Source organism: Gaoshiqia hydrogeniformans, from assembly GCF_049347105.1.
GTDB lineage: Bacteria > Bacteroidota > Bacteroidia > Bacteroidales > Prolixibacteraceae > Gaoshiqia > Gaoshiqia hydrogeniformans.
The window spans coordinates 991,477-1,005,708 of the sequence record NZ_CP186334.1; the positions used below are offsets into that span (position 1 = coordinate 991,477).

The 14,232-nt window shown below is 47.5% G+C and carries 10 protein-coding genes; 6 read left to right on the forward strand and 4 right to left on the reverse strand.

Features of this window, described 5'->3' with window-relative positions:
• Window positions 1-174 precede the first annotated feature (174 nt).
• Complete coding sequence (locus ACOIT5_RS04190; protein ID WP_423129211.1) at window positions 175-2,754, forward strand: T9SS type A sorting domain-containing protein; 2,580 nt, start codon at window positions 175-177, stop codon at window positions 2,752-2,754.
• Window positions 2,755-2,779: 25 nt separating this feature from the next.
• On the opposite strand, the gene ACOIT5_RS04195 is transcribed toward ACOIT5_RS04190, so the two are convergent.
• Window positions 2,780-3,322: a hydrolase gene (locus tag ACOIT5_RS04195; RefSeq protein WP_423129212.1), complete on the reverse strand. Its 543-nt coding sequence runs from the start codon at window positions 3,320-3,322 to the stop codon at window positions 2,780-2,782.
• A gap of 80 nt (window positions 3,323-3,402) precedes the next feature.
• Window positions 3,403-4,014: an SIS domain-containing protein gene (locus ACOIT5_RS04200; protein ID WP_423129213.1), complete on the reverse strand. Its 612-nt coding sequence runs from the start codon at window positions 4,012-4,014 to the stop codon at window positions 3,403-3,405.
• Window positions 4,015-4,286: 272 nt separating this feature from the next.
• On the opposite strand from ACOIT5_RS04200, the gene sucC reads away from it, so the two are divergent.
• Window positions 4,287-5,420: an ADP-forming succinate--CoA ligase subunit beta gene (sucC, locus tag ACOIT5_RS04205; protein ID WP_423129214.1), complete on the forward strand. Its 1,134-nt coding sequence runs from the start codon at window positions 4,287-4,289 to the stop codon at window positions 5,418-5,420.
• Between the two features lie 35 nt (window positions 5,421-5,455).
• Complete coding sequence (gene sucD, locus ACOIT5_RS04210; RefSeq protein WP_423129215.1) at window positions 5,456-6,337, forward strand: succinate--CoA ligase subunit alpha; 882 nt, start codon at window positions 5,456-5,458, stop codon at window positions 6,335-6,337.
• A 357-nt stretch (window positions 6,338-6,694) separates the two neighbouring features.
• Here sucD and ACOIT5_RS04215 read toward each other — a convergent pair whose 3' ends face one another.
• Window positions 6,695-7,576 (reverse strand): NAD(P)-dependent oxidoreductase, encoded by an 882-nt coding sequence (locus tag ACOIT5_RS04215; RefSeq protein ID WP_423129216.1) that lies wholly within the window; start codon window positions 7,574-7,576, stop codon window positions 6,695-6,697.
• Window positions 7,577-7,731: 155 nt separating this feature from the next.
• Between ACOIT5_RS04215 and ACOIT5_RS04220 the strand changes: the two genes are divergently transcribed.
• The gene (locus ACOIT5_RS04220) at window positions 7,732-8,109 is read left to right on the forward strand and encodes a winged helix-turn-helix transcriptional regulator (RefSeq protein ID WP_423129217.1); all 378 of its coding nucleotides are present in this window, start codon (window positions 7,732-7,734) and stop codon (window positions 8,107-8,109) included.
• A gap of 649 nt (window positions 8,110-8,758) precedes the next feature.
• Here the strand turns inward: ACOIT5_RS04220 and katG are convergent.
• Window positions 8,759-10,972 carry a catalase/peroxidase HPI gene (katG, locus tag ACOIT5_RS04225; RefSeq protein ID WP_423129218.1) on the reverse strand — a complete coding sequence of 738 codons (2,214 nt, stop codon included), beginning with the start codon at window positions 10,970-10,972 and terminating at the stop codon, window positions 8,759-8,761.
• Between the two features lie 347 nt (window positions 10,973-11,319).
• Here katG and ACOIT5_RS04230 point away from each other — a divergent pair, with 347 nt between their 5' ends.
• Both ACOIT5_RS04230 and ACOIT5_RS04235 read left to right on the forward strand, forming a co-directional pair.
• A complete protein-coding gene (locus tag ACOIT5_RS04230) occupies window positions 11,320-13,008 on the forward strand; it encodes a hypothetical protein (RefSeq protein ID WP_423129219.1) in 1,689 nt (562 codons plus the stop codon).
• Window positions 13,009-13,035: 27 nt separating this feature from the next.
• Window positions 13,036-14,214 carry a radical SAM/SPASM domain-containing protein gene (locus ACOIT5_RS04235; RefSeq protein WP_423129220.1) on the forward strand — a complete coding sequence of 393 codons (1,179 nt, stop codon included), beginning with the start codon at window positions 13,036-13,038 and terminating at the stop codon, window positions 14,212-14,214.
• The last annotated feature ends 18 nt before the right edge of the window (window positions 14,215-14,232 follow it).

Here is a 14,232-nt window from a genome sequence, read left to right on the forward strand (position 1 = left end):
ACCATTGTAAAAATTGGCAGCTTTTCATTCTTTTTTTGCTGCTCAATTGTTTTTTTTAGAAGTAATCCGGACCGATTTTTCTATCCGCGAGATGATTTCGAAAACGAGGGAAAAGCCTGCCGGTTCACCCTGAAATTATTCCGGGCTTTATCCGGAAGAAAAAGTTTATCATGTATGAGAAAATTAACAACGTTTATCGTTACAGATAAGTGGCCTGTTTTTTACCTGATTTTGTTGCTGATGAGCGGGAACGCAATGGGCCAAATTTCGGATGGGAGCCTGCCCGCCAGCTTCCGGTTTTCAACAAAATCGGCCAAAGCCATCCCTTTCAGTGTGTTGGATTCAGTGAGAGCGGATTTTTACCTTGGAGAAGATGTCCGGTTAGGCATTCCGAACAGGTATGGGATTGAACGTGAACTGGAAATCGACATCCGGGAGCAAGGAGTAAAAACAGAACTTCAGTCGGTCACTGTCTGGCAATATGAAATCAGTTGTCCGGATGCCCGGTCGCTGAGCATATTTTTTAAAACATTCGATCTGCCCGAAGGGGCCGGCGTTTACCTGTATAATTCGGATCACAGCCAACTGATGGGAGCATTTACCAATGCCAATCATCAGGACGGCCACCACCTGGCTTTGGCCGAATTTCAGGGAAACAGCCTGGTGATCGAATACAACGAACCCAACAACACGGCTTATACCGGCGGCTTAGTGATCGGTTCGGTGTCAACGGCATACCGCGATGTGCAGGCAGCCTTGAATTCGAGGATTCAGATTAATTGTCCCGAAGGGGCTGACTGGCAAACCGAGAAACAATCGGTTTGTTTGATGACCTTCCGTGACAACGGGTATTCCTATTATTGCTCCGGGGCATTGATCAATAATGTGCGTAAAGACGGAACGCCTTATTTCCTTACAGCCAATCACTGCATCGCCACCCAAAGCTCGGCAAACACGCTGGTCACCTATTTTAATTACGAGACCTCAACCTGCACCGGCAACGACGGTTCAAAGTTTCAGACACTTTCGGGTTCCAGCCTGGTGAGCACCAATACCGCTTCCGATTTTACCCTGTTGCGACTTTCAGAATATCCGCCCGAATCGTATAATCCGTATTTGGCCGGTTGGAATGCGAGCGGAAATATTGCCGCCTCGGGGACCTGTATCCATCACCCACAGGGGAGCACCAAATGTATCGCATTGGATTACAGCTCGCCGGTTAGCTACAACTATAGCATACGCTGGGACGACAATTCCATATCGCAACCACATACGCACTGGGAAGTGAAGTATGATGCCGGGGTAGACGAGGGCGGTTCGTCGGGCGCCCCGCTGTTTGATGAAAACAAACGCATCATCGGCCAGCTTCACGGCGGCGACGACAACGGCTCTTTGTTTGGCAAATTTTCCGTTTCGTGGAACAACAGCGCCACCGCATCCATGCAGTTGAAAGCCTGGCTGGACCCCGACAATACCGGAACGCTCCAGCTTGACGGCTGGAATTATTACAGTGTTCCCGATGCCGGTTTTACAGCCGATGTGTCGGTTGCCTGTTTAAATACGCCGGTTTACCTCACCGACCTGACTAAAAATAATCCAACCGCCTGGGAATGGAACATCCAACCGGCAACCTTTGAGTTTGTTGAAGGAACAACAAAAAATTCGCAACATCCGGTGGTCAGTTTTACCAGCGAAGGATCTTACTCTGTTTCACTGCTTGCCTCAAACAACAACGGTTCCGATATCGTTTCCCAGGATAATCTGCTGCAGGTTTACCAAACCTTACCGGTAGCTTTTTCCGGGCTCTCAGGCGAGTTGTTTTTATGCGGTCACGAGCTGAAAAATTATGAGTTGGTTGCCGAAGGCGCTTCCCGTTTTGAATTCGAAGTAAGCGCTGAAGATCATTTCACGGTTGAGGTCACCGATAACATTTTAAGCCTGACCCTGAAAGATGAAGTCCGTCCGCAAGGTTCATTTGACACCTATGTGACCGTTACCGGGAGTCATGGAACTTGTTCCGAAACCGCTTCAGTCCTGCTCCATATCCATATGCCGGTAAATGACGATGCGGCACATGCCATCGCGCTGTACCCCGGACGAAACTCAGGTTTTTCAAACGAATGCGGAACGGTTGAAGATAAAGAACCTGCTCCCGAAACATCCGGTTGCCTGGTTGAAAACAACTGGTGCCCTCCGGCAAGCATCACCGCGCTCGATAATTCCGTTTGGTTTACCTTCCAGGGACTGTCGAGCGGCCTGGTGACCATCGAAACGGAAGGTTTCGACAGCCAGATTGCCGTTTACGAAGCCTCGTCGGCTGCCGATCTGTTATCCGGGAAAAACTATAATTACCTGTTCATGGCCGCCAGTGATCATTCATTGAGCGGGGGACCGGCTGCTGCTATTGAGAATTTGCGGGTTAACCCCGCAAAAAGGTATTACCTCCAGGTTGACGGGCATAACGGCGATTACGGCGAACTGGTGATTAAGCTGCTCAGCAACTCCATTGAGGTTTATCCCAATCCGTCGCGGGGTCTTTTTCATCTCACCGTTGCCAGTATGGAAGAAGGCCAGGCCGAACTGGCTGTTTATTCGTTTACCGGCCAACAAATCCTTTCCAAAACAACGTCGTTTACCCACGAATCGAACCGGATTGACCTGGACCTGAGCGGACATCCGGCAGGGATGTACTTTCTCCGGGCCCATATCAACGGAGTATTTATATCGAAAAAACTGGTACTGGCTGGTCAGTAACGAAGTCAGGAACCGGTAACCGGCCTTATTTCACCAGTTTTGAAATGGCTTTGAATTCAGCAGCTGCTGACGAACGGGTCAATTCAAATAAGACCGACTCATACGAAGTCATCAGAATGCCTTCGTAACGAAAGCGTTCTGCTGCCAGGTCCACGTTATCCATCGAGCGGGATGAAACACAATCGAGCACCACAACAGGCACATAGCCGGCATCTTTCAGGTCGATGGCTGTTTGCAAAACGCACACATGGCTTTCAATCCCGCAGATAATGACCTGTTTCGCGCCTTTTGCCTTTAGCCGGTCAACAACCGCAACTTCGTCGCAACAACTGAACGCGCTTTTTTCAATGGGCTCAAAATCCCTGATGACCGAACGAACCGGCTCAACCGTCTCCCCTAGACCCTTGGTATATTGCTGGGTAACAATCAGCGGAATGCCTAACAGCTGCAGGCCTTCAACCAGTATTTTACAATTATTGATTAAATATTCCTGCTCTGCCATTGCCGGGAGCAGACGCTCCTGGATATCAATGACCAATCCTACAGTGTTTTCTCTCGTAATACGCATAATCTCTTTTCTTCAATGAATAACTAATGACTAATGACCAATGACTAATAACTAATGACCAATGACCTCAATAACCAATCTCATCCTTTCAGGCGCGACTGGCTGCGCGATTTATCGCCCAGGTAACCGCCGTGGTGACGTTTGGCATATTCCTCGTTGGAAAAACCAATCCGTCGCATCATTAACACAACCAGCACGTCGCCGATCACAGTCATCGTAGTGGTCGATGTGCTTGGCGTAAGGCCAAGGATACAGACTTCGGCCGGGTTTCCGGTGAATAAAGTAACATCGGCCAGTTGAGCCAATTCCCCCTCGGGGTTCCCGGTGATCACAATAATGGGCAGATCTTTATACAGGTTGTCGGCCAAATCAACCAATTCAAGGATTTCACGGGTTTTGCCCGAGTTGGAAATTAAAAGCAAAACATCGTTGGGCTGAATAACTCCCAAATCACCATGTTGGGCATCGCTGGGATGTAAAAAAACAGCCGGCGTTCCGGTTGAGCTAAAGGTGGTGGCAATATTCAGGGCAATTTGTCCCGCTTTGCCCATGCCACTGGCAACAAGTTTCCCGTTTAGCGTATGAACACGTTTTTCGATCAGGTTGACGGCTTTCTCAAAATCGCCCGATACCGGGATGTTAAGAATGGCTTCGGCTTCGTGTTTGATTAGTTTCTGAACTTCCTCAATCATGTTTTACGGATTAGAAATTTGTGCAAAACTACTTCATTTTTTAGGGATTTCAAGCATTTTACCAATTTATACCAGGGCCGGTATTAAACTTCACAAATACGAATTTATCAGGTCCGCTTTTTATTGAACTATTGTACAAACAATTCGGGGAGACGACTGTTGATATGTTTTAAAATAGGCCGAAAAGACGAGATGAATATTTCTATTTATCTGCATGTTTTAATACTTTTAACAGATAAGGATACTAACCTTTTAATCTAATTTTTTTAGTTATGAAGATACATGAATACCAAGCCAGAGAAATCTTCAAAAAATATGGCCTTCCCGTACCGAAACACGTACTCTGCCATTCAGTAGGGGAAGTAAAAGAGGCAGTAAAAAACCTGGATCGTCTGGTTGTAATTAAGGCACAAGTGTTAGCCGGAGGGCGTGGAAAAGCAGGCGGTGTGAAGCTGGCCGGGACGGAAGAAGCCGCCATTCGGGCCGCTGAACAAATCCTGGGAATGGACATTAAGGGCTATATCGTGGAGAAAGTGATTGTAGCCGATGCGGTTGACATTGAAAAAGAATACTACGTGGGGCTGATTAACGACCGGAACTCAAAATCGGTGACCCTGATGGTCAGCGCCGAGGGCGGAGTGGAAATTGAGGAAGTGGCCAAAACCAATCCGGAACTCATCCACAAGTTCTCCATCAACCCGCTGACCGGCTTACTGGATTTTCAGGCCCGGAATATCGCCCTTAAACTATTCGGCGATGCCCAACTAGCCCGGAAAGCGGCCGATATGTTCAGCAAGCTGTACAAACTGTTTATCGAAACCGACTCGACCCTGGCCGAAATTAACCCGATGGTGCTAACTCCTGATAAGCAAGTTCTGGCCATCGACGGGAAGATGAATTTTGATGACAATGCCCTGTACCGTCAGCCGGAGATCCTCGCCATGCGCGAAGCGGACGAAGATGAACTGAAAGAAATTGACGCCAAAGAAAAAGGACTGTCTTACATTAAGTTAGACGGAAACATCGGCTGTATGGTGAACGGAGCCGGACTGGCTATGGCTACGATGGACATGATCAAACTGTACGGCGGTAACCCGGCAAACTTCCTGGATATCGGAGGCAGTTCGAACCCGCAAAAAGTGGTGGACGCCATGAACATCCTGCTGGCCGATAAAAACGTTCAATCGGTGATGATCAACATTTTCGGGGGAATTACCCGCTGCGACGATGTGGCCCGTGGTTTAATTGAAGCGCTGAACCGGATTCAGACCGACATTCCCATTGTAGTGCGCCTGTCGGGTACCAATGCAGAAGAAGGCCTTGCTTTGCTCGAACAGACCGGCTTGCCAACCGTGAGTACCATGAGCGAAGCCGCCCAAAAAGCCATTGAACTCAGCAAACGTTAAACCAGTAACATTTATCAATCCAAATTCGAAAAATCATGAGCATTCTCGTCAATAAAGATACCAAACTGTTGGTGCAGGGAATTACCGGCCGCGACGGCCAGTTTCATGCCAAACGGATGAAAGAATACGGTACGCGGGTCGTTGCCGGAACATCGCCGGGTAAAGGTGGTGAAAGTATTCTTGGCATCCCGGTTTTCAATACGGTTGAAGAAGCGGTACAGGCTACCGGGGCCAATGTTTCGATTATTTTTGTGCCGGCCCCCTTCGCGGCCGACGCCATTCTCGAAGCTTCGTATGCCGGAGTCGGGCTGGTAGTGGCCATTTCGGAAGGCGTCCCCATCCTGGATATGATCCGGATTACACCCATCCTGCAGCAAAACGGCACCCGGCTGATTGGCCCCAATTGCCCGGGTTTAATTACTCCGGATGAAGCCCTGATCGGCATTTTGCCGGGGATGATTTTCAAAAAGGGTAACATCGGACTGATGTCGCGCAGCGGGACGCTGACCTACGAAGTGGTGAATATGCTCAGTCTGAGCGGTATGGGTCAAAGCACCGTGGTGGGAATTGGCGGCGACCCGGTGGCCGGGCTCTATTACCTCGATTTGCTCGAAATGTACGAAAACGATCCCGAAACCGAGGCCATTGTTTTAATCGGCGAAATTGGCGGCGATGCCGAAGAACAAGCTGCCGAATACATTGCCAGGCATGTGAGCAAACCCGTTGTCTCGTTTATTGCCGGACAAACGGCGCCTCCGGGCAAACGGATGGGCCATGCCGGAGCGATTATCTCCAGCGGATCGGGCACTGCCGAAGAAAAAATCAAAGCCTTCACCAAAGCCGGCGTCCCGGTGGCCAAAGAGCCCTCGGAAATTCCCCGTTTGTTAGCAGAAAAACTGGCAAAAACGGCTGTTTAGCCAGATAAAAAACAATCAGAACAGCTGCTACGGGCACTGTTTGCCACCAAACGGGGACAATCCGTAACAGAAAAATACCTGGTTAAGAAACCACCTGTGATTCCGGAAAAAACCACAGGTGGTTTTGAATAAAACCTAAGGTGATTTCAGGTAAAACCACGTGTGGTTTTCGGTAAAACATAGCGTGGTTTTCAGCAACATCACGCCCGGCAAGTAAAATCCTTTGGTTACAGGCTTGACAAGTTCTAAAACAGGCCGGACATTACATACCGAAATAGCTCTTATTAATTGGCGATTCGCTTTTATTTGCCCATATATTAATCATCACATGTTTAACTCTCTTTGAAACTTTCGATATCAGTCCTTTGGTTTTTCTATTACTTTAATGATTGCTGCCAATTCTTCATGATCTAACCCTTTTCGATTGGCTTCTCCTAAAATTTTGGCGAGAATTTCAGGAAATTCCTGAATAACATTCAGCTCTTTGAAGCTATCTGCTATTCTTTGGGTTGCTGCCACGCTAATAGGCAATGGGCTTTGTGTAATACGATAGTCGCCACGATTGATAACATCAATTTCATATTTGAAAAAATCAGTGTATCCGGGAGTTATTTCTTCAATAATTGCACTGAAACCTTCCAGCTTAAGGTCGTATCGACGGCACAAGGTTACCGCATATATTAAACCGATATAAGAACCGTAAAGCCACGTTAAAGCAGCTAAATCCATCGCAGATGAAGCTGAAGGTTTTTCACTCAAATATTTTAGATTGCCACCAAGTACTTCCAGATAAGATTTGTTTTGAAGATATACGTTTCGGCTACCTGATAGCAGCACCGTGGTATTATTGAGCCCCATTTGGTCGGGAGCAACCTGAATAGCTCCATTAATGTATGCACCACCTTGTGCGGTAATTATCGCCTCTATTTCGCTTGCTTCGTTTGGGCTCCCTGTGGTTAGATTGAGAATCGTTTTTCCTGCAAATATTTCATTATCAGTTATGCTTTCCAGGATCTCAAGTACTGCATTATTATCATAAACACAAAGAATACTAATCGTACTATCCTTAATTGCGTCAAAAGCACTATTGACAATTTTTACATTTTCCAAATCTGAAGCCTTGCTTCTGGTGCGGTTCCAAACGCTCACGTCAAAACCGGCATCAATATAAAGTTGCGCCAATTTTTTACCCATTTGCCCCAATCCTATCACGGATACTTTGTTTGATTCTTTTGTCATTTTGTTTACTTTTTTGTCGTTTTCATATTTTCAAATCTCAAGCACAAAGTTCTTGTAAACAAATAGGACAGACAATAACCGAGAAAAGATTCGGTATCTCGAACATCATATTCACTGATTTGTTTGATTATTTTCAACCATAAAAAAGTGGCCGTATGTATGCAAAAAAAGTAGAAGAAGATTTAGATTGTGGTATTCGTGTTGCTTTAAAAATTTTTGGTGGCAAATGGAAACTTTGTATTATTGATGCCATTTCCAAAGGAATTATTCGCCCCATCGAAATTCACAAAAGCATTTCAAGTTCCACCTTACGGGTTATCGAAATGCAGTTGGCTGAATTGCTGTTCTTTGGCCTTATTGAAAAATGTTCGGAGAATGTTTATCCTAAAAAATCTGAATATGATCTTACCCCACTTGGCAAAAGTTTACTCCCAATTTTAAGTCAGATTGAAGAGTGGGGAACGATTCATTCAGAATTTGTAAAAGAAAGGCAAAAAGAATTGAAAGGAAAAGACATACAATCCGTAACCTGATTCCCTTATTGAGGATTAATCATGTTTGGACAGAATTTAACATTCACAAATATCAACCTTAAGTTATCGGCTGTTCACAACCCCTCGATTTCTTTCAAAATCACCGTCAGTCTTGACTTTTTTCGTTTACTTTTTTGTTTTGATACAAAAAAGTAAATCCTGTCCTGAAGGACATAGTCAGCAATCTTTTTTCAGAATTGTGGTCCTTCACTTTTTATCAAAATACGTTCTTCTCAGCAGGTGGCGCGGTTTGCAACCGCGCATTCATTAATCGTCGATTAAAAATCGACGCACCCAATGGGCGTTCCCGATTTTTATCGGGACAAGTATTGACGGCCTGCGCACTGCTTCGATAGGCATTGGCTGATTTTAAGTGGCGTTTTATTTTGAAATCTCTGTTGTCAACCACCTGGGTGGCAAATGGCTACAGCTGCTGAAACAAGTTCAGCATAACGATGCTTCTGCGGTGGACTGTCGTCCGGCTGCGGCCTACGGGGGTTTTGAACCCGGGAAACAAGGGAAGGGAATCCGGGCCGGAACTGGTCGGCCCTGCTTCCGGCCAACCAACAAAATAAAAAGGTTGCCTTTTCAGACAACCTTCTTGCTTAGATCCTATTTTTTTGGTTTTACCACCGTTCATGGCGAGCGGTCAGGCCAAATCAAAGCGGTCCAGGTTCATCACTTTGGTCCATGCGGCTACAAAGTCTCTGACAAACTTCTGTCCGGCGTCAGCGCTTCCGTATACTTCGGCAAGCGCCCTGAGTTCGGAGTTCGAACCGAAGATCAGATCGACACGGGTGCCTGTCCACTTCACGGCTCCTGACGCCCGGTCGCGGCCTTCAAATACCTCTTTTGAATCCGATACCGGCACCCAAACCGTGTTCATATCAAGCAGGTTCATAAAAAAATCGTTAGTCAGTGTTCCCGGGCGATTTGTAAAAACGCCAAGTTCCGAATGATCCCAGTTGGCGTTCAACGCTCGCATACCGCCCACAAGTACGGTCATTTCGGGAGCCGTAAGGGTCAGCAGTTGCGCTTTGTCAACCAGCAACTCTTCAGTGGATATTGTGTATTGCTTTTTCAGATAATTTCTAAAGCCGTCGGCTGCAGGTTCCAATACAGCAAACGATTCAACATCGGTTTGTTCGGCCGATGCATCCGTGCGTCCCGGGGTAAACGGAACGGAGACGACAAAACCGGCATCTTTTGCCGCTTTTTCAACCCCGGCACAACCGGCAAGTACAATCAGGTCGGCCAGAGAAACTTTTTTGCCGCCGGTCTGGGCACGGTTAAATTCGTTCCTGATGCCCTCCAGTATATCCAGCGCTTTTTTAAGTTCAGCCGGATTGTTTACTTCCCAATCTTTCTGAGGAGCAAGACGAATACGGGCGCCATTGGCGCCGCCCCGCTTGTCGGAACCACGGAATGTGGATGCCGAAGCCCAGGCGACCGACACCAATCCGGATACGGACAACCCGCTGTTTAATACAGTCGTTTTAAGCGCTGCCATATCTTTTTCATCAATCAACAGATGGTCGACAGCAGGCACGGGGTCTTGCCATATCAACTCTTCGGCAGGAACTTCGGGGCCTAAATAACGGGCTCTTGGTCCCATATCCCGGTGGGTAAGCTTAAACCAGGCACGGGCAAAAGCATCTGCAAACTGGTCCGGATTCTCCATGAAACGCCGCGAAATCTTTTCGTAAGCCGGGTCGAACCGCAGGGCCAGGTCGGTGGTCAGCATAGCCGGTGCATGACGCTTCGACTTGTCGTGGGCATCAGGCACTGTACCCGCACCCGAACCGTGTTTTGGCTGCCACTGATGCGCGCCTGCCGGACTTTTGGTGAGTTCCCATTCATAACCAAACAGGTTCCAGAAAAAGTTGTTGCTCCACTTCGTAGGCGTGGTGGTCCAGGTTACTTCCAGGCCGCTGGTAATTGCGTCACCTCCTTTTCCTGTGCCAAATGTGCTTTTCCATCCCAGTCCCTGCTCTTCGATGCCGGCTGCTTCGGGTTCAGGTCCAACATGAGCAGCATCGCCGGCGCCGTGGGTTTTGCCGAAGGTATGCCCACCGGCAATCAGGGCTACGGTTTCTTCATCGTTCATGGCCATACGGGCAAAGGTCTCGCGGATATCTTTTGCCGCAGCAATGGGATCCGGATTCCCGTCGGGACCTTCCGGATTTACATAGATTAATCCCATCTGCACTGCTGCAAGCGGGTTTTCAAGATCGCGTTCTCCTGAGTACCGTTCTTTGCCTTCCAGCCATTTGGTTTCCGATCCCCAGTAAACGTCTTCTTCCGGCTCCCAGACATCTTCACGTCCGCCGCCAAAACCAAAGGTTTTGAAACCCATTGATTCCAATGCGACATTGCCCGTAAGGATCATCAGGTCGGCCCATGAGATTTTTCGTCCGTATTTCTGTTTGATCGGCCAGAGTAGCCGGCGCGCTTTATCGAGGTTGACATTGTCGGGCCAGCTGTTGAGCGGGGCAAAACGTTGCTGACCGGTTCCGCCGCCGCCGCGTCCGTCACCCGTGCGGTAGGTCCCTGCGCTGTGCCAGGCCATACGGATGAAAAGCGGTCCGTAGTGCCCGAAATCTGCAGGCCACCAATCCTGCGAATCGGTCATCAACTGCTGAAGGTCTTTTTTAACGGCTGCCAAATCCAGACTTCTGAATTCTTCAGCGTAATTAAAATCATCGCCCATGGGGTTCGACTTCGAAGAGTGCTGACGCAGAACAGTTAACTTCAACTGGTTTGGCCACCAATCGCGGTTTTTCGTTCCGCTCGTTCCAACACTGTGCTTGCTCATTGCTCCGGTAACCGGGCACTTGCTGATGTTTTTATTGTCATCTTCCATATTTATGTAGTTTTAGTCTTTACAGTATGAAATATATAAGAATTTAAATCTCTATCAATTAAGCGGTTGTGCCAATTCAGATACCAACGTTTACGCTAAAACAGAACTTCAGGCTGATTGTTCAGGTAACTATAAAAATTTATTGTAACCCGGGCGAATCATATCTACACGGTTTTCGTAATGTATAGTGATTTTGTGTTCACGGGTTATATGCAGAATTTGACTTAAAAGGTCAAAGAACAGCGTTAATCAGATGACAGCAGACGACTAACCGGCTCTTCAACCTTAAACGGGTTACTATGATTTCTCACGGAGAATTTCTTTTCATCCAAAAATCATTACCGACCATGAAGAATTCAACTCAGCTCTCTCCAAATGAAAAAAACTTTTTCCGGGCCATACTGATTCTCCTGTTCCTTGGTTTTCTATCCGGTTGCTTCTACTACAAAGTAACCGAACACGACCGTTTAACGCCGCAAAATCTGGATGAGCTAAATGCCAAAAACAAATATTTTATCCTTCACCAGGGCGATTTTGCCTGGCAACTGAATGATCTGAAAATTGAAAATGACATTTTAACAGGTTTCGCGAGTCCCCTTACAGATGATAAGATCAGGCAATTGTCGTTGGTTGATTCGAACGTTTCGAAACGCTACTATAAGAACAAAAAGAAAAACAATTCAGCGATTGTGAATGATGTTCACCTGTACGTGGATGACATGTCCGTTTCTTCCGATGTAGCAAGAATTCCTCTCGAAAACATCACAAAAATGGAGATTTTTGATAAAAACCGGGGGGCCACTACGGCTTCGTGGGTTGCCGGAACAATCGGGATTACAGCTGCTCTGGCGGTGATGATTGCCATCATTTCGGAGGGCGAAGAAGAAGAACCCACTCCGCCCCCTTCCGACGGCGAATATACTTCGTGCCCGTTTGTTTATAGCTTCGACGGCGAAAACTATTCGTTTACGGGAGAAATATACAGCGGCGCCGTTTTCCCGTCGCTGGAACGGCACGACTACCTGTTCATTCCCAACCTGCAAGGGGTTGAAAATAACTACTATATCTACCTGTGCAACCAGGCCAAAGAAATTCAGAACACCAACCTGGCTGAGCTGCTTGTATTTGACCATCCCAAAAACACCCGCGTATTCATCGACAAATACGGCAACCCCTATTTCGCTTCCGACATCAGACAGCCGCTGTCGGCGGTCAACGCAAAAGGCGAATCGCAGTTGCCGAAAGTGATGCACACCGACCAGCTATGTTATTGCCCGCTGCCCGAATCTGACAACGATGAGCTAATGGATGAACTGACTGTAAGCTTCAGAGTCCCGGAGAACTGCAGGGAAGGGAAGCTTATTCTGCGGGCGCGAAACAACCTGCTTCTCGATGATTCATTTGCCGATTATTTTCAGATGTTCGGCCAAAAATTACCGAAATGGCAAAACAAGTTCAACCAAAAACCGGCTGAAGAATTACAAAAATGGAGTATGGAACAAGGCATTCCGCTGTCGGTTTACCTGGAAGAAAACGGAACCTGGCGGTTTGTCGACTATTTTCAGCCACCGGGTCCAATGGCATTCCGGGACGATATACTCACCCTCCATCTGTCAGATCCTGAACATCAGGAAATACGTATCAAGCTGGTAGCCGGCCAACTGTTTTGGGAAATCGACCAGGTGAGCCTGGATTTCAGCTCCCCGTCTGCCGTCAGTTATTCCGTCATCAAGCCATTCCGGGCCACCGATCAAAACTCAACCGACGTATTGGGAAACATCCTGTATGATGACCACAGTTACCTGAACCAACCGCTGATTGGCGACGAAACGAAACTCATCTTCCAGGTTCCTGAGCAACGGGAAGGGGTTGAACGATCGGTTTTTCTGCATAGCAAAGGTCATTATACCATCCTGGGAAACCCGGACCGCGGCAGGTCGCTGGTTTATCTTTATAAATTCAGCAAACCCGAACGTTTTACCCGGCTGGCCCGTGACCATTATTTTGAACAGCTGGAAGCAACAACAAAATATTAGGAATATTCACTTTATCGGAAAACCAGCATGAATTGGCTAAAAACAGTCATACCTGCAATAGAAAACCAGGGAGCCAGGTTAGCCTTAAGCACCAGCGTTTTTCTGCGGGCATTGCATTATTGCGCCAGGCCTGTGCTTGTTTATAAAGGGTTAAAATCAATGCTTCGCCGGTACGATGTCACTTTTTACGAGAATGTGGGCTTAACCAAAACTGTCAAATCAAACGGGCGTTACTTTTTCAGGCTTCATTTGCCGGGATGGCCCTCCAAAGCCTTTGATCAGTTTATGGAAAGCGAACTGGACCACCTGTTTTCCGAAGAGGAAAAACCGCACCGGCTTCAATTTATCGTTCTGGGGGTCACCAAGCAGTGTCCCCTGCGATGCCGTCACTGTTACGAATGGGAGCGGTTAAACCAGGATGAAGACCTGTCGGTTGACGAGCTGGCGGCTATCGTAAAGCTTTTCCAGCAACGAGGAATCAGTCAGATCATGATCAGCGGAGGAGAACCGATGGTTTGTTTCGAAAAAGTTTTGAGACTTTTACAAAGCGCCGATTCAAGCTCCGACTTTTGGCTTTTTACATCAGGTTACCACCTGACTTTTGAAAATGCCCTGAAGCTGAAAAAGGCCGGGCTGACCGGCGTCAATGTCAGTCTGGATCATTGGGATGCCGCTTTTCACAATGCCTTTCGCGGCCATCCATCGGCTTTCGAGTGGGCGGTTAAGGCTTCCCGCAACGTCAGGAAGGCCGATCTGGTCCTTTGCTTGTCGCTCTGCGCCACGAAAGAGTTTGTTTCGAAAGAGAACCTCTGGAAATATGCCGCGATGGCCAAAGAACTCGGCGCCGGTTTCATCCAGATTCTGGAACCCCGGAGTACCGGACATTTTAAAGGAAAAGACGTTCAGCTAAGCCAACTTCAACTGGAAACTATTGAAGAATTTCATGTTGAGATAAATGTCAATCCGGCCTACAGGAATCTGCCGTCGGTGATGTATGCAGGTTATCATCAGCGAAGATCGGGTTGTTTTGGCGGCGGGAAACGCTTTCTTTACGTCGATACCGATGGTTATCTTCATGCCTGTCCGTTTTGCCAGAATGCCGTTGGACATTGTTTGAAAGAACCGCTTGAAGAGTCTGTTTCAAAAATGCAAAAAACCGGTTGTCTTCAATTTAACCCGATCTCACATCCCTTTTTTTGGGATTAGGAGACGGGACGAACCTAT